Source organism: Achromobacter sp., assembly GCF_032113835.1.
Taxonomy (GTDB): domain Bacteria; phylum Pseudomonadota; class Gammaproteobacteria; order Burkholderiales; family Burkholderiaceae_B; genus Achromobacter.
Genome location: NZ_DAMCTG010000028.1, coordinates 1 through 21,882, shown reverse-complemented (window position 1 = coordinate 21,882; position 21,882 = coordinate 1). Strand labels below are relative to the sequence as shown.

Genomic DNA, 21,882 nt, shown 5'->3' with positions numbered 1-21,882 from the left:
TCATCCATGCAGCGAAAGCCGCCACACGCGATAAGGTTGATCGGGGGTGAGCGTCAGCGTGCGGTGCTTCTCGTGCCAGGTCTCGCGGATTTCCGTCAGCAGGTCCTCGGCGGTCAACTGGCCGGCATCGGCCTCGCCGAACAGCCAGAACGGCGCCTCGATGCGCGTTTCCTGCGCCTGAAACGGATCCAGGCTGATGACCACCAGCACCACGTTGCCGTGGCCCGGCGTGGACTTGTAGAACGCCAGCACGCGGTTGTTGCTGCTGGCCGTCAGCGTCAGGCCGCGATGCGTCTGCAACGCGGGATTCGCGCGGCGGATCTGGTTCAGGCGCGTGATTTCCGCGCGGATGTTGCCCGGCGCGTGCCAGTCGCGCTGGCGCAATTCGTACTTTTCCGAATCCAGATATTCTTCCTTGCCCGGCAGCGCCGCGCCTTCGCAAAGCTCGAAGCCGCTATAGACGCCCCACAGGCCTGAGCCCAGCGCGGCCAGCGCCGATCGGATCAGAAATCCCGGGCGGCCCGACGTCTGCAGGAAGAACGGATTGATGTCCGGCGTGTTCACGAAAAAATGCGGCCGGAAGAAATCTGCCGCGGGTGGCGACGAGATCTCCTGCAGGTAGGCTTCCAGCTCGGCCCGCTCGTTGCGCCACGTAAAGTAGGTGTACGACTGCGTGAAGCCGATCTTCGCCAGGCGGTACATCATTTTGGGGCGCGTGAAGGCCTCGGACAGAAAGATGACGTCGGGATGCTTGGCCTGGACCTCGCAGATCAGCCACTGCCAGAACGGCAGCGGCTTGGTGTGCGGATTGTCGACGCGGAAGATGCGCACGCCGTGGTTCACCCAGAACAGCACCACGTCGCGCAGCGCGCGCCACAGGCCCAGCTTGCGGCTGCGGCGGTTCTGGCCGCCGTAGAAGGCCACATTGACGATGTCCTCATACTTTTTGGGCGGATTCTCGGCGTAACGCATCGACCCGTCGGGCCGCCACGAGAACCAGTCCGGATGCTGGGCCAGCCACGGGTGGTCCGGCGAGCACTGGATGGCAAAGTCCAGCGCGATCTCCATGCCATGCTGCGCGGCGGCGTCCACCAGATTCAGGAATTCCGTCAGCGTGCCCAGCGCGGGTTCGATCGCGTCGTGCCCGCCGCTCTGCGCGCCGATGGCGTAGGGGCTGCCGACGTCGCTGGGCTCGGCGCGCAGGCTGTTGTTGCGGCCCTTGCGGTTGCGCTGGCCGATCGGATGGATGGGCGGCATGTACAGCACGTCGAACCCCATCTCGCGCACGTCGGGCAGCCGCGCGATCACGTCGTCGAAGGTGCCGTGGCGCCCGGGCTCGGTGGCCTGCGATCGCGGAAACAGCTCGTACCAGCTGGAATGGCAGGCCTGGGCGCGATCGACCCAGACCGGATAGGCGATGGCGGTGACGGCTTCGAACGGATGGTCGTCCAGCTCGTGCATGGCCCGCGCCAACGCGGGATCGAGCAGCACGGCGACCTGCTCGGCCGTCGGCGGAACGGGATTGGCGAGGTCGGCGTCCGCAAACGCGTCCAGCGCGTTGCGCACCGGCTCGGCGTCGGCCCCGGCGGGCGAGCCGGCTTCGGCCCGCGCCAGGGCATCGCGCAGCAGCGCCAGCCCCTCGTGGACTTCCAGGCTCAGGTCGCGGCCCGCCTGGTGTTTGACTTCGATGTCATGCGAAAAGGTGTGCCACGCGTCAAACCACGCGGCCACGACAAATTCATGCGCTCCGATGCGGCGGGGCCGGAAGGCGGCCTCCCAACGGTCGTTCAGGCCGCGCGTCATGGGGACGGTGTGCCAGCGGGCTTCGTCCTTGGCGCGCCAGCGCACTTCGGCCGACAGCTGATCGTGGCCGTCCATGAAGATGTCGGCCTGCACGACGATGCGCGCGTGCGGAATGGTCTTGACGGGATAGGCTCCGCCATCGACGGCCGGACTGATGTTTTCCAGCGCGACGCGCTGGCTGGCCAGGTCATCGGCGCGGGTGCGGTGATGGCGCACGGCGTCGCGCACCGGTTGCGTCGGCTGGAACATCAGCATCGCGCACTCGCCGCCTGACAGATCGTTGGCCTGCGCCTGCAGACCGGTGGGCGGCGTGAATGGGACGAGATCCGCCGGCGGCAGCATCGGCGCCAGCGCGTCCCAGTCCATCGCGGCATCCTGCGTGGCCGAGGGGTTGATGGCGAGCGCCAGCGTGGCGCCGTCGCCGGCGTCTCGCAGCAGCGCCGTGCAACTGCCGTCGCGCCCGCCCAGCATGCACAGCGGCCCCTTCAGGCGCGGCCCGGAGAACCAGGCGTTCACCGTTTCCACGTCCGGCAGCCGGCGTTCGTCCTCGTCCGTCAGCATCAAGCCATCGCCGGTGACGGCCGCGCTCCAGATGGCGCGTCGGCCGTCCTCCGACGGCCGCTGCGCGCCGGACTGCGGCGGCGCCGCGATGACCTCGCCGATGGCGCGCAGCCGCGCGTCTTCTTCAGCCAGCCACGAGGACTTGAAGTCCCACCACGGCAGTGACGAGAACGCCGCGTCGAACGCGGCGTCGCGCAAGGCCGCCAGGTTGGCGGGCGACAGACCGGGTGTCCAGGCCAACAGCCGCACGTCGGGATTCTGTGCGCGCAGGGCGCCGCCCAATTCGCGCCACGCGTCGGTGGGCAAGCGGTGGGGCGCCTGGAACACCAGTCCCTTGACGCCGCTACGGGCCCAGCCCAAAAGGCGTTCCGTCCATGCGGTCAGGAATCCGGGCGGCAGGGCGCCTTCGGGCAAATGCAGCACCCCGCGCTCTTCCTGCGTCAGCCGCGGATCGCGCGCGGGCTCTTCGTGCAGCGACCGGTACCAGCCCGGGGCGGCGGTCGCGGCCACGGCATTGCGCGCGCTGCGGTCCAGGATCACATCCACAAACAGCGCGAGGCCGTGCGCCGACAATTGCGCCGTCGACTGCGTGTACCAGTCGATGATCGGCGTTTCCTGTCCATCCCTCAGCGCCGTATCGGCGTCCTGCGCGGCCAACGAACCCGGCTGCGGCCCCGTCAGCCAGGGGGCCGGCACCAGCACGGCGTTGAAGCCGCGTTGCGCAAGCCGTTTGCTCAGGGCCTGGACGGCGGCTTCGCCGTCCGGCAGACCGTGGCGGGCGTGGTAAAGGCGTATCGGGGCGCGGGACGGCGCGGGGACGGCGGGATGGGACACCGGTGTCGCTCCTTAGATGGCGGCCGGCATGGCGCCACCTGTGCGCGGCTGGCGGCGGTTGACGGCGGAGGCGCTGGCCGGCTGCAAGGCAGGGGCGGGCGCCGCGTCGCGGTAGTTGGGTTCCACCAGCGACCGGTACAGGCTGGCGTACAGACTGACGGCGGCGCGCCAGCCGAAGTCGGTGTTCATGGCGTTGCGCTGCATCAATCGCCACAGAATGCCGTGGGCGCGCAGGTCGATGGCCCGTTCGATGGCGGCTCTCATGGCCTGCGGCGTGTCGCCTTCAAAGAGCAGGCCGGTGGCCGACGACATGGCGGACAGCGGCGCGCGCGGACCCGGATCCTGGATCGTGTCGGCCATGCCGCCGACGCGCGAGCCGATGGGCAGCGTGCCGTAGCGCATGGCGTACAGCGGCGTCAGGCCGAAGGGCTCGAAACGGCTGGCGTGCAGCAATATGTCGGACCCTGCGTGCAGGCGATGGGCGATGCCCTCGTCGTAACCAATATGGGTGCTGCAGCGCCCGGGGTAGCGGCGGGCGATGTCCTGCAACGCCTCTTCAAGCCGATGGTCGCCCTGGCCCAGAATCGCGATCTGCAGGCTCGGGTGGCGGTCCAGCGCTTCCGGCAGCGCGTGCACGGCCACGTCCGCCATTTTCTGTTCGGTCAGGCGGTTGCCCATGCCCATCAGCGTCGCGGCCGGATCGGGCCGCAGACCGAATTCGCGCTGCAAGGCGGCCTTGCAATGGATCTTGTTGGTGAGGTCTCGCACGGAATAGCGATGGCTGCGCAGGTACGGATCGCGCGCGGGATTCCACAGCACGTCGTCGATGCCGTTCGGAATCGGCAGCAGGTCGTCCGCACGGCTGCGCAGCAACTCATCGAGGCCGCAACCGAATGCGGGCGTCATGATTTCGCGGGCATAGGTGTGGCTGACCGTCGTCACGCGGTCGGCGTAGCGGATGCCGGCCTTCAGGAAGTTGAGCTGGCCCCAGGCTTGCGCGCCGTCATCATTTCGGGCCCATTCCGGCACCCCGAATTCGTCCGCGTTGGCCATCGGGAACAGGCCCTGGAACGCCAGGTTGTGGATGGTCATCACGCTCTTGACGTCGGGCAGGTCGGCGGCGCGCAGCAGCAGCGGCACCAGACCGGCGTGCCAGTCGTGCGCATGCACCAGCGTGGGGCGCATCACGCCCGGCAGGCCGGCCGCCACGCGCACGGCTGCGTGCGCCAGCGCCGCATAGCGCAGGCCATTGTCCGGATGTTCCTTCCCGTTCTCATCAGCGTAGAGACCGCCGCGGTCATACAGGGCGTCGTTTTCGAGAATCAGGTAATCGATGCCCGACTGCGGACACTTGCCTTCCAGCAGCACGGCCGGACCGCCCGGCAGGTCCTGCAGCGTCGCAACCTGACGGACGCGGTTCAGCTTGGCTTTCACGCCCCGATACCCGGGCAACAACACGCTCAGGGGCATTCGCGCCTCGATCAACGCGAGCGCCATGCCAGTGATGGCATCCCCCAGGCCGCCCGTTTTGGCCAGAGGGAAAGCTTCTCCCGCAACGATCAGGGTTCTCGTCTTTGCCATGCTTGCTCCAGTTGATAGGCCGGTCGAGACAGTTGCGACTCGATCGCGATTACGCCGAGGCTTCTCCTTACGCAAGCTGTGTGCCTAAACCGCCGCCCGCGAGAAAAATTGCGCAATGCAGCAGAAACTCCGGTCATCCAAAGGATGGAAAGGCGGCGCGCGCAACGCCCAGCGCCCGGTCGCTTTGTAATTTTTATCTGCGCGCACGCGCCCAAATTCCCATCGGGGCCAGGAACGGCGGTTGCTGAACGCAGTCGCTTTCAATGACGACCGCCGGGAGAAATGTATGGAAACAGTGTCGGACTTCGTGTTGAAGCGGCTGTCGCAGTGGGGCGTGCGCAAGGTGTACGGTTACCCCGGCGATGGCATCAACGGGCTCATCGGCGCCTTTGGCCGCACCGAGGAGCCGCTGGAGTTCATACAAGCCCGTCACGAGGAAAGCGCGGCGTTCATGGCGTGCGGACACGCCAAGTTCACCGGACAGGTGGGCGTGTGCCTGGCCACGTCGGGTCCCGGCGCCATTCACCTGCTCAATGGCCTGTACGACGCCAAGCTGGATCATCAGCCGGTGGTGGCGCTGGTCGGACAGCAGGCGCGTAGCGCGCTGGGCGGGGACTACCAGCAGGAAGTCGACCTTATCAGCCTGTTCAAGGATGTGGCGCACGACTACGTGCAGATGGCGACGACGGCCGAGCAGGCGCGCCATATGGTGGATCGCGCGATGCGCATCTCCCTGGAGCGCCGCAGCGTCACCTGCGTCATCTTTCCGAACGACGTGCAGGACCTGCCTGCCGTGCCGACGCCGCCGCGCGAGCATGGCACGGTGCACACGGGCATCGGCGTTACGTCGCACGCCGCGGTGCCGGGTGCGGACGCGCTGCGCAACGCGGCCGACATCCTGAATCGCGGCGAGAAAGTGGCCATTCTGGTCGGCGCCGGCGCGCTGGAGGCGGGCGAGCAGGTCAGCCAGGTTGCCGAACTGCTGGGGGCGGGCGTGGCCAAGGCGCTGCTGGGCAAGGCCGTGCTGCCGGATAGCCTGCCCTACGTGACGGGCGCAATCGGCCTCCTGGGCACGCAGCCAAGCTGGGACATGATGAACGAGTGCGACACGCTGCTGATGGTGGGCACCTCGTTTCCGTATGCGGAGTTCCTGCCGGAGGAAGGCCAGGCGCGCGCCGTGCAGATCGACCGCGACGGGCGCAAGCTCAGCCTGCGCTATCCGGTCGAGCTCGGCCTGGTGGGCGACAGCCGGCTGACGCTGGAGGCGCTGATTCCGCTGCTGGAACCCAAGAAGGCGCGCCGCTGGCGCGAGCGGATCGAAAAGCAGGTGGCGGCCTGGCGCGAGACCGTGCATGCCCGCGCCATGGTCGACGCCAAGCCGATCAATCCCCAGCGGCCGTTCCTGGAACTCTCCAAGCGGTTGCCGGCGCAGGCCATCCTGACGTGCGATTCGGGCTCGGCCGCGAACTGGTACGCGCGCAATGTCGATATCCAGGCGGGCATGATGGGCTCCGTGTCGGGCGGCTTGGCCACGATGGGTTGCGGCGTGCCGTACGCCATTGCGGCGAAGGTGGCCTATCCCGACAGGCCGGTCATCGCGCTGGTGGGCGACGGCGCCATGCAGATGCTGGGCATCAACGAGCTCATCACCATCGCCCATCGCTGGAAGGACTGGAGCAATCCCACGCTGATCGTCATGGTGTTGAACAACGGCGACCTGAACCTGGTCACGTGGGAGCAGCGGGTGATGGGCGGCGATCCGCGCTTTCCAGATTCGCAGTGGCTGCCCAAGTTTTCGTACGCGGAGTACGGCAGGATGCTGGGACTGGAAGGCGTCCGGGTCGACAGCCCCGACGACGTGGGGCCGGCCTGGGACCGCGCGCTGGCGGCTGGCCGCCCCGTGGTGCTGGAGATGGTGACCGACCCCGAGATGCCGCCGTTGCCCCCGCACATTCCGGCCAAGCAGATCGGCGCGTACTTCAAGGCGTTGCGCAAGGAAGATGCCGCCTCGGGCAGCGCCGCGCTGCGCGCCACGATCAAGCAGTGGTGGGCGGGCTGACACGCCCGCCCGATCGATCCATTCATTTCAGGAGGCACATCATGGCAAATACCGGAGGGACGAGTTCCCAACAGCCCGGGCAGGGAGGTCAGAAAACGCCGGACCAGTCGCCTGCCGAACAACCCAAACCGGATGTCCCGGAAACGGGCAAGGACGAGAAGGGCCATTGGCCGCCGGACAGCATTCCGAATCCCATGCCGGGCGTGGACCCGCAGCAGACGCCGGGCATCGACCGTCAGTGATGGTCCTGCAAGGCATGCGGCCTGCGGGCCGCGCTCCGCGTGCGCCGTGCCGCGGGGGGAGCGACCCGCAGTTTTTCAAGGAGAACACATGAACAAGCGAGATAGGCTGCGCGATATGTTTCACACGTCGGACACGACTTCGCACACGATGCGTGACCTGATTTCGGGCACCGAGGATCTGCTGCGAAGCACCGCCAGCTACAGTGGATCCGAGATCGAATCCGCGCGCGACAAACTGAAGCTTCGGCTGGACGCCGCGCGCGACCAGGCCCGCGGCTGGGAACGCGCCGCCTGGGACCGGGCGCGCGAGGTGTCGCACGCCACGGACGACTACGTGCATGAAAACGCCTGGAAGAGCATCGCAGGCGCGGTGCTGCTGGGCGTGCTGGCCGGCATCTGCATGATGTCGGACCACGGCAAGCGGCGGTAACGCCCGCCGGGCGCGTAAGGCCTCAGCCGGGGCCGGCTCTGCACAGTGCAGGGCCGGCCCCGGCATTTTTGTGGAAGCTTGCTGTAAGAAATGCCGTTGTCGGCGGTATATCGCGCGCCATCAAGGGCGGCAAAGCCCTGGCACACGGCTTGCGTATTGGAAGCACGGCGTGGCCGTTCGCCACGCGGGACCTTTCAACGAAGGAGACTCACATGAACCAACCATTGACCGGCGCCGGCCAGGCGCAAGTCGCAACCCAGATCGTGGGCGGCCCGAAGAGCGATCCGAGCGGTCCCGGACCCGAAATCATGGCGGCCAGCACGCTGGAAGGCAACGACGTGTACAACCCCGCCGGCGAATCCCTGGGCAGCATCCAGGAGATCATGGTGGACGTTCCGCGCGGGCGCATCGCGTATGCCGTGCTGTCGCGCGGCGGCATCCTGGGCATCGGCGATAAGCTGTACGCCATTCCGTGGAGCGCGCTGACGCTGGATACCGACCGCAAGTGCTTCGTGCTGAACGTGGACAAGGAAGTGCTCAAGAACGCGGAGGGGTTCGACAAGGACAATTGGCCGAGCATGGCGGACGAAACCTGGGCGCGCGGCATCCATCAGTACTACAACCAGCCTCCGTATTGGTAAGCCGGGCAGCGAGGGCAGCATGCTTCGCGAAGGCAGACTGGTCGCGGTTTCTCCCTGCTTCAACGACGCCGTCGTCGGTTGTGCCGGCCTGCTCGCGGCGCGACCGGACAGCAACGTCTTGACGGTGTACTCGGGCTTGCCGCTGGAGCCCGAATCCGGCAGCGCAGCGGATCGCGACTGCGGATTCAAGAATGGCCGCCAGGCCGTTCTTGACCGACGTGCCCGCAACGACCGCGCCTTGTTGCTGCTGGGCGTACGCGGCGAGCAGATGGATCTGGTGCACGACGAGTATCTGGAAAGCGGCGGGGAGGGACGCCTGACGGGCGCATTGGCGGCGGCACTGTCCGCGCTGCGGCCGCGCGTCGTCCTGATGCCGCTGGGGCTACGCAGTGCGGCGCACGTGCGCGTGTCCGAGGCGTGCCTCACCCTGCGCGCGCTGTTCCAACGGGTGGAGTGGGTGACGTACGAAGAGGTTGCGGAGGCCGAGCCGGGGGCGGTCCAGGAACGCCTGGCCGAATTGCTGGGCCGGCGGATCCTGGCCTCGCCGCTGGATGTTGGGGCGGAGGTTGACGTGGACCGCGCGCGGCAGCGCGCATTGGACGCTCGCAGCAGCCTCGCGCTGGATCCGCTCGGCGCGCAGCTGGACACGGCGTTGCGCGCATCGGCATCCCGGCCCGAGCGCTACTGGCGCCTGTCGTGGCGGCGTGACAAGGTGTGAGGTGTAAGCCCGTTGGATGAGCGATTGCGCATCCCGGACGATGCCCTGGTTGCGCCAGTGGCCGGGCCTCGCTATGGTGCAAGGGATGCGGCGCGTTTCGCGCCGCTGTCCCGTACAACTTCGGAAACCACAATGAGTTCGAACGCAGCCGATGCGCGTGGCCGGTCACGCTGGGGCACCGCCCTGGCGATATTGCTGTTGATTGGCGCGGTGCTCGCAGTCCTGGCGCTGGCCGCGACCCGCGTGGCCGAGCAGCGCATCGCCAGCATTCTCGGCCCCCGCAGCCAGGTCGGCAACGTGCAGGTCGGCCTGCGGCAAGTCGTGCTGACCGATGTCACCGTGGCTGGCGCTTCCGGTCAGCCCGGCGCGCGTGCCCGGCGCGTCGAACTGGAACCGGAATGGACGGCCTTTCTGCGCCGCGAGGCGGTGTTCAAGCGAATCACCGTCGATGGATTCGATTTCGCCGTGGTGCGCAGCGCCGATGGCGACATGCAGATTGCGCCCGCGCTGCAAGCGGCGCTGCGCGCCGGCGACGGCAAAACGCAGCGCAACGGTCCCATCCGCGTCGCCGAGCTGATCCTGCGCGATGGCCGCCTGGATTACCTGGACGGTGCGGTCTCCAAGCCGCCGCATCGCATTCCGTTCAAGGACGTGCAGGCGCACTTGCAGCCCGTGGTGATCCCGGGCGACGGCACCGCCAGCGAGATGGAATTCACCGGCAAGGTCGAAGACAACCGCAATGGCGAAGCTACCGTGCGGGCAAAGGGCAAGGTTGTGGTGGGCAGCTCGGATGCGGACATCACGGTGGCGGCGCGCAACATGGACATCCGCCATGCCGCGCCTTATCTGGCGGATAACGGCGCCGGTTCGCTGTCCGGCGGATCCATGGACCTGGACATGAAGACGGTCATTGCCCGCCACGAACTCAAGGCATCGGGCACCGTCGCGTTGCACAACCTGAAGTTCAGCGGCGACGGCAGCCTGTTTTCGTTGCCGCGCAAGGCGGTGCTGGCGGCCATGAAGGACAAGCGCGGCGTCATCCGATTTGAATTCGCGCTGGCCGGCAGCCTGGACAATCCCAAGTTCTCGGTCACGCGGGGCTTTTCGGCGCAGGTGGCGCGCGGGTTCGGGCATGCCATCGGCGTGGGGGCGGAAGGCGCGGCGGAAGGGGTGGCGGGCGCCGTCAAGGAACTGGGCGATGCGCTGTCGGACATGCTGAGCCCGACGAAGCCCTGAGCCGCTTTGCTCGCCTTAGATACAGCGCTGGCCCGTCTACGGCGCCGTCCCGCCTACGGCACCGGCCGCGCCCGTCCCACGCGCGCGCCCATCACCATCTCGGTCACCCAGTTCACCAGGATCGACGTGTAGGCCTGCTGCGAGGCCTTGTCGGTCAGCGCGTGGTCGGCGCCGTCCAGGATGCGGTGCGTCAGCGAATGCGACCGCCGGAAGGCCGAGCGGTAATTCATGATCGTGGAGTGCGGGATATAGACGTCGTGCTCGGCCTCCACGATCAGCACGTCGCCCGTGAAATTGGCGCAGCACGACAGCGCGCGATTGCTTTCGGGCTCGATATGCGTGTTGCGGTAGGCGCGCAGGGTCTCGCGGTTGAGCTGGTTTTTGGGCAGCATCCACTCGTCGTCGCGATACAGCGCGGGGACGTGCAGGCCCAGCCACCGCACGCGGCGCAGTCCGCTCAGGATGGCGGCCAGATAGCCGCCGTAGCTGCTGCCCACCACCGCCACGGAGCCGCTGTCCAGCGACGGGTGGGCCGCCAGCCGGTCGTAGGCGGCCATCACGTCGCGCAGGTTGTCGTCGCGCGAGACCTGCATCTGCTGCGCTTGCGTGGCGGCGTGGCCGCGCAGGTCGAAGGTCAGGCAGACGCAGCCCAGCGCGGCGATGCCCTTGGCGCGGGCCAGGTCGAACTTCTGGTCGCCGCCCCAGCCGTGAATGAACAGCACGCCCGGCACTTTGCTTTCGGGCGTGAGAAAGGTGCCGGCCAGCCGCTGGTCCGCCACCTCGATGTCGATTGGGTCGCTAAAGGCGGCCATTGTCGTCCTCCAGGATGCCCCCCGATTTGGTGATCATACCGACGGCGGAATCTTCACCGCGATACACGTATTGCTCCGACGTGGGCGCGGGTTCGTCCGCGCCGTAGCGCTCGCGCGTAAAGGCTGACACCGACTTGAGCGACGGGGACAGCATGAACGCCTGCAGGGCGGACAGCTCCGCGATGCTGGCGCCGCCGGCGCGCCACGACTGTTCCAGCACGCCCGCGCGGGGCTCGCCGCGGGCATTCTGGCCGATCCCAACGTCGTAGTTGCGGCGCGATGCGAAGAAGTCGGGATACGCGGTGGATACCGCCGTGTCGTAGCGGCAGCTCAGGTCCACCGCCTGCCGTTCTTCGTCCGACAGATTCAACGCCCGCAGTTCGTCGAACCCGCCGCGCGCGAACGTCAGCGCCGAGCCGCCGTACACCGGCTCTCCGCTGTTGTCGCGGGTAAGGCTTTGCGTGCCCACGTACGACGCTTCCAGCTTGCCGATCCGGATCCAGCCCACGCTGTAGGTCGCGATCTGCGCCAGATCCTCTTCCAGCACGAGCCCAAGCCGGCGCATGCTGGCGGCGTCCTGGCCGTTCAGCGCGGCGTGCAGCTCCTGCGCGTCGCGCACGACGATCTGGCCGCGCCCCGCGTTGGCGTCGGCCGGCTTCAGCCGCAGCGCTCCCGCCTGGAGCAGGCGTTCGCCCGCGCGGTGCGCATCGTCCAGCGTGAAGGCGGTGTACCCGCGCAGCACGACCTCATCCAGCTCGCCGGCCAGCGGCCGCACCCAGCCCTGCGGCGCTTTGGCCTGGGCGTCGACGACGCCGTGGGTGATGGATTTGGTCGCGACGAAGGCGTGCGGCGTCACCCCCCCGAACAAGTCGGCCGCGCGCGAGATGCCCAGCTTGGCCGCACGGGCCAGGCTGGTGATGCTGCGGTCGGGCACGTAGTAGGGCGGTGGCTCGCCGCGGTTGCGGGTCGGCCGGTAGTCCGGCACGAAACGCCGGCCCAACAAGGCTGCAATCCGCAAGGCCAGCGCCTCCTGCGAGGCGATCTCATGTTCGGACGCGCCGGTGCGCCGGGGGTAGGCGGCGACGGTGCCTGCTGAGTCGGGTTGGGGTCGATTCATGGCGGGCCTCATAGCAGGGGGCGAGCCTGGCCGGGGGGAGCGTCTTCTCCCTTGCGTTTGCGCATGCCCAGCTTCAGCTCGATCAGGGGATAGGCCACCAGCGCCAGGCACAACGGCGCCAGCGCATACACCGCGCGGTACGCCAGCGCCGCGCCCAGCACTTCGGTTGGCGGAATCTGAGATCCCAGCGCGGCCACGAAGATCGCCTCGGTCGTGCCCAGGCCGCCGGGCACGCGGGTGATGACTGACGCGAAGCTCGTGCACAACAGGATGCCGAGCACGGCGGGGTAGCTTGCCTTGCCCTGCAGCAGCACGAAGCAGATGGCGCCCATCAGCGACCAGGACAGCGCGGCCACGGCGCATTGGGCGACCGCCATGCGGGTGCGCGGCAAGGTGATGTGATGGCCCATCCAGGTGGCGCTGCGGCGCTTTGCCCGCGCACACGTCACCACGTAGGCGATGCCCAGCGCGAGCAGCGCCAGACCCAGCACGCGCAACATGCCGGACCCGATTTCCCAGCCTGCCGGCACCGGCACTACGCCCAAGGCGAACACGATGCCCGCCAGCCACGCATAGCCGATCCAGTTCGATGCCGCCGCGAACAGGGCGACGCGGGTCGCCACCGACTTGCGGCAACCCAGCCGGGTGTACAGCCGCAGACGGGCGCCCAGGCCGCCCACCAGCACGCCCAGGTTCAGGTTCAGCGCGTAGCTCAACATGGCCACGCCCAGCGCCTTGGGCGCGGGTAGGTGATGCCGTGTGTACTTTTTGCCGAGCAGGTCCAGGCTGCCGTACGCCAGATAGCCGGCCACCACCAGGCCGCCCGCAATGGCAATGGTCTGGCCGGGGATCTTGCGCATCGCCACCCACACCTGAGGCCAGTCGACGGAACGCCCGAAGTAATACAGCAGCCCAGCGACCACGATCAGCACCAGCACGGGCAGGACACGCTTGATCCGCGGCCAGCGGCGGCGCAGCGCCCGCATGGGAGACGAGTGCAGGATCTTCATGCCGTCTCCCTGCCGGTGTCCGCCGTGACGGATTGCAGGCGCGGCTTGTGGGCCGGCAGGCTGCCGGCCCAGGCGGGAAAACGCCGCAGGAAGTGGAACACCACCACGCCCAGCCACAGGCGGCGCAACCGGCGCCGTGAATTCTTGGGCATCTCGACGGGGCGGCAGTCCTCTGCGATCAGCCGGTCTAGGCTCTTGCGCAGAGCAGCGTTCAGCGACGCGTCCCGCACCACGACGTTGGCCTCCAGATTGAGCGCAAGGCTAAGGGGGTCCAGATTGCTGGAGCCGATCGTCGACCAGTCCTCGTCCACGCACGCCACCTTGCCGTGCAGCGGCTGCTTGCAATATTCGTGGATCTCCACGCCGGAGTCCATCAGGTAGTCGTAGAGCATCGAGGCGGCCAGCCGGGCGACCAGCACGTCGGGCTCGCCCTGCAGCAGCAGGCGCACGCGCACCCCGCGGCGGGCGGCCTTCACCAGATCCCGCAACAGGTGGTAGCCGGGAAAGAAGTACGCATTGGCGATCAGCACGTCCGACCGTGCCGACCGCACGCCCGCGCGGTAGTAGCGTTCGATGTCGCTGCGATGGCTGACGTTGTCGCGCACCACGAGCCGGCCGCCGCCGTCGCCGGCGGGCAGGGGATCCATGCGCGCAGGCCGGCGCCGCAGCCCGCGCTTGCCCTTGCCCAGCGCGGCGCGCGCGTAGTCGGCAAGGTCGGCCGCCAGCGGGCCTTCCACCAGGACGGCGTAGTCCTGCTTGGCTTCCGGGCCGTAGTCGGGCAGGTGGTCCGCGGAAAAGTTGATGCCGCCAATGAAGGAGCGTTGACGGTCGATGGCCACGATCTTGCGGTGCATGCGCCGGAACACGTTCGTGCGCACGCCCAGAAAGCGCGGTCGCGGATCGAAGACGTGGAAGCGCACGCCGGCCTCGGTCATCGCCCCGATGAAGTCATCGCTCAATTCGTCGGAGCCGTATCCGTCGACCAGCAGGTCCACGCTGACGCCGCGCCGCGCCGCGCGGATGAGGGCCTGCTGGATGTCCCGGCCGACGACGTCGTCAAACAGGATGAAGGTCTCAACCAGCACTTCGCTGGCCGCGGCGTCGATGGCTTCGACGACCGCGGGAAAGTACTCCGTGCCGTTTTCCAGCAGGGTGTATCGGTTGTTTTCGCGCCAGCCCAGGTTCATAGCGCAATCTCCGCGCAAATTGGCACATGATCGGAAAGGCGCGACCACACGCGCGACGCCAGCGGCACCGGCCGCCAGTCGCGCACGCTGCGCACGTAGATGCGATCCAGCCGCAGCAGCGGCCAGCGCGCGGGAAACGTCCGCGCCGGCCGTCCCAGCCGCGAGGTGAACACCTCGGAGGTCCCGCAGTCGCGCATCAGGGTGTCGGCGCGCAGGCGCCAGTCGTTGAAGTCGCCGGCGATCAGCAGCGGCTCGTCGGCCGGCACGTCGTGCGACACCAGCTTGCAAAGGCGGCGCAGTTGCTCGCCCCGATGGCGCTCGAGCAGGCCCAGATGCACGCAAATCGCATGGATGGGCGAGGCGAGTGCTGGAGGCCTCAGTATGCAGTGCAGCAGGCCGCGCCCCTCGTGGCCGTCCACGCTCACGTCGTGGTTGTGGTGGCTTTCGATCGGGTAGCGCGACAGGATGGCGTTGCCATGATGACCCTCCGGGTAGACGGCGTTCTGGCCGTAGGCAAAGTCGGTCCACAGCGTGTCGGCCAGGAATTCGTACTGCGACTGCGCCGGCCACGACTCGTGGCGGCCGGCATGCGTCTGGTGTTCGCCCAGGACTTCCTGGAGGAACACCACGTCCGGCGAAGCGGTGCGCAGCGCTTCGCGCAGATCGTGCAGCATGAAGCGGCGGTTGAAACTGGTGAAGCCCTTGTGGGTATTGACCGTCAGCACCGTCAGCGTCGTGGTGTCGAGGGAAGGCGAAGCGGGCATGAAAACTCCGTCAGATGCGATCTGGCGGTGGGAGCAAGCCGCGTGCCTGCGACGTAATGAAACGTGTAGAGAAACGACTTCTTCTGCGGGAAGCGGCGCGGGGGACGCATGAGCAAATGAGAAATCGGCATTTCTCAAGCCCGGCGTCGCAGGCCTAAGATCCGCAGCTTCCAACCAGGCAGAACCAGAGTCCCACATGCGCACCACCCGCCGCGAATTCCTGTTGTCTTCCGGGGCGCTTGCCGCCGCGATGGCATTCCCCACGTCGCTTCTGGCGCAGTCCGCCGCGCCGCGTCATGGGGGGGTGCTGAACGTGCATCTGGGGTCCGAGCAGCGGATCCTGAATCCGGCGCTGCGCGCCTCGACCGGCGTGTACATCGTTACCAGCAAGATCATCGAATCGCTGGTGGACCTGGATGCGGCCGGCAAGCCCGTCGGTCAGCTCGCCACCGCCTGGACCGCCGCCCCCGACGGCAAGACCATCACGTTCAAGCTGCGCGAAGGCGTGACCTGGCATGACGGCAAGCCCTTCACGTCGGCTGACGTCCAGTACAACGCGCTGGAATTGTGGAAGAAACACCTGAATTTCGGCACCGCGCTGCAGCTTTATCTTGAGGCGGTCGACACGCCCGACGCGCACACGGCGGTGTTCCGCTACAGCCGCCCGATGCCGCTGGACCTCTTGCTGCGCGCGCTGGCCGATCTGGGCTACGTCGTGCCGCGCCATCTGTACGAAGGCACCAACGTGCTGGAAAACCCGGCCAACACCGCGCCGGTCGGCACGGGTCCGTTCAAGTTCGTGCAATACCAGCGCGGCCAGTTCATCATTGCCGAGCGCAACCCCAATTACTGGCGCAAGGGCGAGCCCTATCTGGACCGCGTGGTCTGGCGCATCATCACGGACAAGTCGGCCGCCACGGCCGCGCTGGAAACCGGCCAGTTGCAGCTCAGCGCCTATTCGCAGCTGACGCTGGCCGACCTGGACCGCCTGAAGCAGAACCCGCAGTTCGAGGTGCGCAGCAAGGGATTGGAGGCCAACGTGTTCAACAACACGCTGGAATTCAACTTCCGGCGCAAGGAACTGGCCGACTTGCGAGTGCGGCGGGCCATTGTCCACGCCATCGACATCGAGTTCTTCATCGAGAACTTCCTGTACGGGCTGGGCAAGCCGGCGACCGGTCCCATTCCGTCGTCGTCCGAGGCGTTCTTCCCGGCGGGCAGCAAGCCGCCGTATCCGTTCGACGTCAAGCGCGCCGAGACGCTGCTCGACGAGGCCGGCTTCAAGCGCGGCGCCGGCGGCGTGCGCTTCACGTTGAAGCTGGTGCCCATCCAGAACGGCGAAGACGTGCCGCTGCTGGCAACCTTCATCCAGCAGTCGCTGGAGGCGGTGGGCATCAAGGTCGAGATCGTGCAATACGACATCGCGGGCGCGCTGTCCTCGGTCTACAAGGAACACAACTTCGACATCGCCACGGGCTGGCACCAGTACCGCGGCGATCCGGCGGTGTCCACCACGGTCTGGTACCGCTCGGGCAGCCCGGCGGGCGCGCCTTGGACAAACCAGTACGGCTGGCAGTCGGACAAGGTCGACAAGCTGATCGACGACGCCGCGTCCGAAATCGACGCGGCCCGCCGCCGTGCGCTGTATGCGGAGTGGGTGCAAGCCGTCAACGACGAACTGCCCATCTGGATGGCGACCGAACGCCAGTTCTATTCGGTGGCCAGCCGCAAGCTGCAGAACGGCCATAACAATGCGCGCTGGCCGTCCAGCGACTGGCATGACGCCTGGCTGTCGGCATAGGACCGCGGCATGGGGTTCCTGACTCTCGCGGCGCGGCGGCTTCTGGCGGCGGCGCCCGCGCTACTCATCATCCTGGCGGGCCTGTTCCTGCTGCTGCAGCTGGCGCCCGGCGATACCGTCGACGCGCTGGTTGCGCAGATCGGCGGCGCGGACCCGGCCACCATTGCGGCCATGCGCACGCACTACCAGCTCGACGAGTCGGCCAGCGCGCGCCTGGGCAGCTATCTGTGGCGGCTGGCGCATCTGGACCTGGGCTATTCCGCGATCTATGGCAAGCCGGTGGCTGCCGTGATCGCCGAACGTCTGCCGGCGACCCTGCTGCTGATGGGTTCGGCGCTGTCGTTCGCCTTTGCGGGCGGCATGGCGCTGGGCGTCATCGCGGCGCGGCGCGTGAACGGCTGGGCGGACGGGCTGATCTCGACGCTGGGGCTGGTGTTCTGCGCTACCCCGTCTTTCTGGTTCGGGCTGATGGGGATCTTTGTGTTTGCCGTGTGGCTGGACTGGGTGCCGGCCGGCGGATTTGAAACCATTGCGTCCGGCTACACGGGCCTGACCCGCATCCTGGACATCGCGTGGCATTTGATTCTGCCCACCGCGACGCTGGCGCTGATCTTTCTGGCCATCTACCTGCGCATCATGCGCGCGTCGATGCTGGAAGTCGCCGCGCACGATTTCATCCGCACCGCTCGCGCCAAGGGACTGCGCGAGACCGCCGTGGTCGCGCGGCACATGCTGCGCAATGCGCTGCTGCCGATGGTGACGCTGCTGGGCCTGCAGGCCGGGACCATGCTGGGCGGATCCGTCGTCGTCGAAAGCGTCTTTGCCTTGCCCGGCCTGGGCCGCTTGGCGTACGAGTCCGTCGTGCAGCGCGACCTGAACACCTTGCTTGGCATCGTGTTCGTGTCCGCGCTGCTGGTGATCGCCATCAATTTCATCGTCGACCTGCTGTATGCGCGGCTCGACCCTCGCATCGTGCGGAGCTGAACCATGGAAACGCTACGCCGTTACTTTCACAGCCCCGTCGCCGTGCTGGGCCTCGTGCTGCTGGCCGCCGTCTGCGCGGCCGCGCTGGGCGCCGACTTCTGGTATCCGCGCAATCCGCTCAGCCTGGCGGGCCGGCCGCTACAGTGGCCCGGCGACAACGCGCGCTTTCTGCTGGGTACCGATCAAGTGGGGCGCGACATCGCCGCGCAGATCCTGCACGGCGCGCGCGTCACGCTGGCCATCGGGCTTGCCGCGACTGTCGTGTCCGTGCTGATCGGCGTGGTGCTGGGCGCCGTGGCGGGCTATTACGGCGGCCTGGCCGACGACCTGCTGATGCGCGTGACCGAGGCCTTCCAGATCCTGCCTAATTTCCTCTTGCTGCTGGTGCTGGTGGCGGTCTTCGGTTCGGACCTGCGCACGGTGGTGCTGGCCATCGGGCTGGTGTCGTGGCCGCCCGTGGCGCGGCTGACCCGCTCCGAATTCCTGACGCTCAAGACACGCGAGTTCGTGCAGGCGGGCAGGGCGCTGGGCATGGGCGACCTGCGCCTCATCTTCCGCGAGATCCTGCCCAACGCCTTGCCGCCCGTGATCGTCTACGCCAGCGTCATCATGGCCACGGCGATCCTCCTGGAAAGCGCGCTGGCCTTTCTGAACCTGTCGGACCCCAACGTGCCGTCCTGGGGCAACCTCATCGGCGGCGGCCGCGGGGTGATCCGGGTGCAGTGGTACGTGTCCGCCATTCCCGGCATTGCCATCCTGCTGACCGTCCTGGCGATTTCGCTGGTCGGGCAGGGGGTGAACGACGCTCTCAATCCCAGGCTGAAACGATCATGACCGAACTGCTTCGCATCGAAAACCTTACCGTGGACCTGCCGCCCGGGGCCGACCGGCCGCATGCGCTCAAGGGCCTGACGCTGGCGGTCAATCCGGGCGAGATCGTCTGCGTCGTGGGGGAAAGCGGCTCGGGCAAATCGCTGACGGCCGGCACCATACTCGGCCTGCTGCCGCAAGGCGTGCAGGCCAGCGCCGGACGCGTGCTGTGGGAAGGCCAGGACCTGCTGACGCTCGCGCCCGATGCGCTACGGCGGCTGCGCGGCCAGCGCATCGGCATGATCTTTCAGGAACCGATGACCGCGCTCAATCCGCTGCGCACCATCGGCGACCAGATCGCCGAGGTATTCCGCACGCACACGCGGCTCTCGCGCGCCGTGATCCGGCAGCGCACGCTGGACCTGTTGGACTCCGTCCGGCTGCCCGACCCCGTTCAGGCGCTGGGCGCTTACCCACACGAGCTGTCCGGCGGACAGCGGCAGCGCGCGATGATCGCCATGGCGCTGGCGCTGGAGCCGGCGCTGCTCATCGCCGACGAACCGACGACCGCGCTGGACGTGACGACGCAGGCGCAGATCCTGCATCTGATCCACGACCTGCAGCGCCGCAAGGGCACGGCGGTCCTGTTCATCACGCACGATTTCGGCGTGGTGGCCGAGATTGCCGACCGCGTCGCCGTCATGCAGCGCGGCGAACTGGTGGAAAGCGGCACGGCCGACCAGGTGCTGGAGCATCCGCGCCATCCCTACACCCGCGCGCTGATTGCCGCGGTGCCGCCGCTGGCGCCCGCGCCGGCCCGCGCCGACCTGGACGCGGACGCGCCCGCCATCCTGACCACGCAGGGGCTGTCCAAGACCTATCGCAAGCGCGGCTGGTTCGGCCGGCCGGGCCGTGTGACGCACGCGGTGGACGACGTGACGCTGACGCTGCCGCGCGGCGGCACGCTGGGCATCGTGGGTGAAAGCGGATCGGGCAAGTCCACGCTGGCGCGCACGCTGCTGGGCCTGTTGCCGCCCGACGGCGGCGACATCACGCTGGCCGGCGAGCCGCTGTCGTTCAAGGGCGCGCGCGCCCGCCGCGCCCATGCGCAGCGCGTGCAGATGGTGTTCCAGGATCCGTACGGGTCGCTGAATCCGCGCCAGCGCGTCGGCGAGATCGTGGCGCAGGGCCCCATCGTGCATGGCACGCCGCGCCGCGAGGCGCTGGCCCGCGCGCAGGAACTCTTCGAACTGGTGGGCCTGTCGCCCGACGCCGTGCGGCGCTTTCCGCACGAGTTTTCCGGCGGCCAGCGCCAGCGCGTCGGTCTGGCGCGCGCCTTGGCGATGCGGCCGCAGGTGCTGATCGCCGACGAACCGGTGTCGGCGCTGGACGTGTCCGTGCAGGCGCAGGTGCTGGCGCTGCTGGCCCGGCTGCGCGAGCAACTGGGCCTGTCCATCGTCTTCATCACGCACGATCTGCGCGTGGCCGCACAGGTCTGCGACCACATCGCCGTCATGAAGTCTGGCCGCGTCGTGGAAGAGGGCGTGTGCGCCGACGTGTTCAACAATCCTTCCCATCCCTACACGCAGGCGCTGCTGGCGGCCGTGCCGGGCCGCCGTTGGGATCCGGCCGCGGTCGCAACGCGGCTCGCCGCCTGACCCGGCGGTGCTGCATTCATAGTTCAAGGAGTTTGAGTGACCTTACGCATCGATCACGTCGTCATCCAGGCGGGCCTGGATCTGGACCAGTCAGCGGCACGCTTCCGCCGGCTTGGCTTTCTCCTCACCGACCGGGGGCACCATTCGCTGGGGTCGAGCAACCATCTGGCGATCTTTGGCGACGATTATCTTGAGCTCATCGGCGTCGAGCCGCCCAAGGCCGATATCCCAGGCGCCCGCTGGGAGCATCCGCTGGGCCTCGCGGGGCTGGTGTTCAAGACGGCCAATGCCGACGCGACCTGGAAGGATCTGGCCAACCGCGACGTGCCGCTGGAAGGCGACGGCGCGCGCAGCTTCCATCGGCCGGTCACCGCAGGCGGACAGACGCTGGGCGATGCGCGCTTTCGCACGCTGCGCATCCGCGCGGACCGGATTCCGAATGGCCGGGTGTTCTTCTGCCAGCACGAAACGCCGGAACTGGTGTGGCGGCCTGAATGGCGGCAGCACCCGAATGGTGTGCGCGGCATTGCCGAGTACGTCTATGTGAGCGAGAAGCCCTCGGCTTCGGCCGAACTGCTGGAGCAGGCCTTCGGTCCCGGCGTGGTGCAGGAGGTGCAGGACGGTGTGGCCGTTGCCGCGGGCCGCGCCAGCGTGTTGTATCTGACGCCGGCGGGCATCCAGGCGCGCTTTGGGGTGGATGCCGCGCCGCTCATCGCTGGCGGCGAACGCGCCGCGGCGCTGACGCTGCGCACCGATGCGCTGGCACGCGTGCAGGAGGCGCTGGCCGCAGCGGGCGTGGCGCATCAGGCGCACAAGTCCCGCATCGTTGTGCCGCCGTTGGAAACCGGCGGCGTGATCCTGGCCTTCGTCGAATCCTGAGCCAGCGGGCAGGCGCGGCGGGGGCTAGTGGCCCGCCGACGCGCCCGGCTGCGTATAGCGGCCGACCAGCGTCGCGCTGGCCTCGTTCAGCCCCACCACGTCGACCTGACGGCCGGCCCGGCGCAGCTTGAGCGTCACCTTGTCCAGTTCGCCGACGGCCGAAATGTCCCAGAAGTGCGCGGCCGACAGGTCGATCACCACGCGTTCGACGGCTTCGTGAAAGTCGATCGCCGCCGAGAACCGCGACGCCGAGGCGAAGAAGATCTGGCCCGTATAGCGGTAGGTGCGCGTGCGGCCGTCTTCGGACAGCGACGCGTCCACGTCGAGCAGCCCCTTCACCTTGCCGGCAAAGAACAGGCCGCTCAGCACCACGCCCACCAGCACGCCGCGCGCCAGGTCATGCGTCCAGACCACGACTCCAACGGTGGCCAGCATGACCACCGACGATTGCCACGGATGCGAGCCCAGGTTGCGCAGCGAGCGCCAGTTGAAGGTGCCGATGGACACCATGATCATCACGGCCACGAGCGCCGGCATCGGAATCTGCGCCACCAGCGGGCCCAGCGCCACGATCAGGAACAGCAGGAAGACGCCCGCCACGCAGGTCGACAGACGCGTCCTGCCGCCGGCGCGCACGTTGATGACCGACTGGCCGATCATGGCGCAGCCGCCCATGCCGCCCAGAAAGCCGGTGACGAGGTTGGCGATGCCCTGGCCCTTGCATTCGCGGCGTTTGTCGCTGGGCGTGTCGGTCA

At 68.0% G+C, this 21,882-nt stretch carries 19 protein-coding genes; 11 read left to right on the top strand and 8 right to left on the bottom strand.

Features of this window, described 5'->3' with window-relative positions; translation table 11 throughout:
- Together RT697_RS12345 and glgA are read right to left on the bottom strand one after the other, a co-directional pair.
- Nucleotides 1–3,198 carry an alpha-1,4-glucan--maltose-1-phosphate maltosyltransferase gene (locus RT697_RS12345; RefSeq protein ID WP_313699198.1) on the bottom strand — a complete coding sequence of 1,066 codons (3,198 nt, stop codon included), beginning with the start codon at nucleotides 3,196–3,198 and terminating at the stop codon, nucleotides 1–3.
- A gap of 12 nt (nucleotides 3,199–3,210) precedes the next feature.
- Nucleotides 3,211–4,779: a glycogen synthase GlgA gene (gene glgA, locus RT697_RS12340; protein WP_313699196.1), complete on the bottom strand. Its 1,569-nt coding sequence runs from the start codon at nucleotides 4,777–4,779 to the stop codon at nucleotides 3,211–3,213.
- A 286-nt stretch (nucleotides 4,780–5,065) separates the two neighbouring features.
- Between glgA and RT697_RS12335 the strand changes: the two genes are divergently transcribed.
- The 6 genes from RT697_RS12335 (at nucleotide 5,066) to RT697_RS12310 (ending at nucleotide 10,105) form a co-directional block, all read left to right on the top strand.
- Nucleotides 5,066–6,838 (top strand): thiamine pyrophosphate-requiring protein, encoded by a 1,773-nt coding sequence (locus RT697_RS12335; RefSeq protein ID WP_313699194.1) that lies wholly within the window; start codon nucleotides 5,066–5,068, stop codon nucleotides 6,836–6,838.
- A 41-nt stretch (nucleotides 6,839–6,879) separates the two neighbouring features.
- On the top strand, nucleotides 6,880–7,080 hold the full coding sequence (locus RT697_RS12330; protein WP_313699193.1) for a hypothetical protein: 201 nt from the start codon (nucleotides 6,880–6,882) through the stop codon (nucleotides 7,078–7,080).
- An 88-nt stretch (nucleotides 7,081–7,168) separates the two neighbouring features.
- Complete coding sequence (locus RT697_RS12325) at nucleotides 7,169–7,510, top strand: DUF883 family protein (RefSeq protein ID WP_313699191.1); 342 nt, start codon at nucleotides 7,169–7,171, stop codon at nucleotides 7,508–7,510.
- 212 nt (nucleotides 7,511–7,722) lie between these two features.
- Nucleotides 7,723–8,151 carry a PRC-barrel domain-containing protein gene (locus RT697_RS12320; RefSeq protein WP_313699189.1) on the top strand — a complete coding sequence of 143 codons (429 nt, stop codon included), beginning with the start codon at nucleotides 7,723–7,725 and terminating at the stop codon, nucleotides 8,149–8,151.
- A 19-nt stretch (nucleotides 8,152–8,170) separates the two neighbouring features.
- Nucleotides 8,171–8,869: a PIG-L family deacetylase gene (locus RT697_RS12315; RefSeq protein WP_313699187.1), complete on the top strand. Its 699-nt coding sequence runs from the start codon at nucleotides 8,171–8,173 to the stop codon at nucleotides 8,867–8,869.
- Nucleotides 8,870–9,001: 132 nt separating this feature from the next.
- A complete protein-coding gene (locus tag RT697_RS12310) occupies nucleotides 9,002–10,105 on the top strand; it encodes a DUF748 domain-containing protein (protein WP_313699185.1) in 1,104 nt (367 codons plus the stop codon).
- Between the two features lie 53 nt (nucleotides 10,106–10,158).
- On the opposite strand, the gene RT697_RS12305 is transcribed toward RT697_RS12310, so the two are convergent.
- From RT697_RS12305 to RT697_RS12285, 5 genes are read right to left on the bottom strand one after another with little or no spacing between them, the layout of a single operon-like run.
- Entirely contained in the window at nucleotides 10,159–10,917 is a 759-nt protein-coding gene (locus RT697_RS12305) for an alpha/beta hydrolase family protein (RefSeq protein ID WP_105238891.1), read from the bottom strand.
- Nucleotides 10,904–12,034 (bottom strand): DUF3182 family protein, encoded by a 1,131-nt coding sequence (locus tag RT697_RS12300; RefSeq protein ID WP_313699183.1) that lies wholly within the window; start codon nucleotides 12,032–12,034, stop codon nucleotides 10,904–10,906. Before RT697_RS12300 ends, RT697_RS12305 begins: the two co-directional genes overlap by 14 nt.
- Nucleotides 12,035–12,042: 8 nt before the next feature.
- Nucleotides 12,043–13,044: a lysylphosphatidylglycerol synthase domain-containing protein gene (locus tag RT697_RS12295; RefSeq protein ID WP_313699182.1), complete on the bottom strand. Its 1,002-nt coding sequence runs from the start codon at nucleotides 13,042–13,044 to the stop codon at nucleotides 12,043–12,045.
- Nucleotides 13,041–14,231: a cardiolipin synthase ClsB gene (clsB, locus tag RT697_RS12290; RefSeq protein WP_313699180.1), complete on the bottom strand. Its 1,191-nt coding sequence runs from the start codon at nucleotides 14,229–14,231 to the stop codon at nucleotides 13,041–13,043. Before clsB ends, RT697_RS12295 begins: the two co-directional genes overlap by 4 nt.
- Nucleotides 14,228–14,995, bottom strand: coding sequence for an endonuclease/exonuclease/phosphatase family protein (locus RT697_RS12285; protein WP_313699178.1), 768 nt, complete (start codon nucleotides 14,993–14,995; stop codon nucleotides 14,228–14,230). Before RT697_RS12285 ends, clsB begins: the two co-directional genes overlap by 4 nt.
- A gap of 196 nt (nucleotides 14,996–15,191) precedes the next feature.
- On the opposite strand from RT697_RS12285, the gene RT697_RS12280 reads away from it, so the two are divergent.
- From RT697_RS12280 to RT697_RS12260, 5 genes are read left to right on the top strand one after another with little or no spacing between them, the layout of a single operon-like run.
- Entirely contained in the window at nucleotides 15,192–16,796 is a 1,605-nt protein-coding gene (locus tag RT697_RS12280) for an ABC transporter substrate-binding protein (protein ID WP_313699176.1), read from the top strand.
- A gap of 9 nt (nucleotides 16,797–16,805) precedes the next feature.
- Nucleotides 16,806–17,780 carry an ABC transporter permease gene (locus RT697_RS12275; protein ID WP_313699174.1) on the top strand — a complete coding sequence of 325 codons (975 nt, stop codon included), beginning with the start codon at nucleotides 16,806–16,808 and terminating at the stop codon, nucleotides 17,778–17,780.
- A 3-nt stretch (nucleotides 17,781–17,783) separates the two neighbouring features.
- Nucleotides 17,784–18,614, top strand: a complete 831-nt coding sequence (locus RT697_RS12270) for an ABC transporter permease (protein WP_105238898.1) — start codon at nucleotides 17,784–17,786, stop codon at nucleotides 18,612–18,614.
- Complete coding sequence (locus tag RT697_RS12265) at nucleotides 18,611–20,248, top strand: ABC transporter ATP-binding protein (protein ID WP_313699172.1); 1,638 nt, start codon at nucleotides 18,611–18,613, stop codon at nucleotides 20,246–20,248. Before RT697_RS12270 ends, RT697_RS12265 begins: the two co-directional genes overlap by 4 nt.
- 36 nt (nucleotides 20,249–20,284) lie before the next feature.
- The gene (locus RT697_RS12260; protein WP_313699171.1) at nucleotides 20,285–21,127 is read left to right on the top strand and encodes a VOC family protein; all 843 of its coding nucleotides are present in this window, start codon (nucleotides 20,285–20,287) and stop codon (nucleotides 21,125–21,127) included.
- A gap of 24 nt (nucleotides 21,128–21,151) precedes the next feature.
- Here RT697_RS12260 and RT697_RS12255 read toward each other — a convergent pair.
- On the bottom strand, nucleotides 21,152–21,882 hold a 731-nt coding region (locus RT697_RS12255; RefSeq protein ID WP_313699169.1), incomplete at its 5' end, for a SulP family inorganic anion transporter.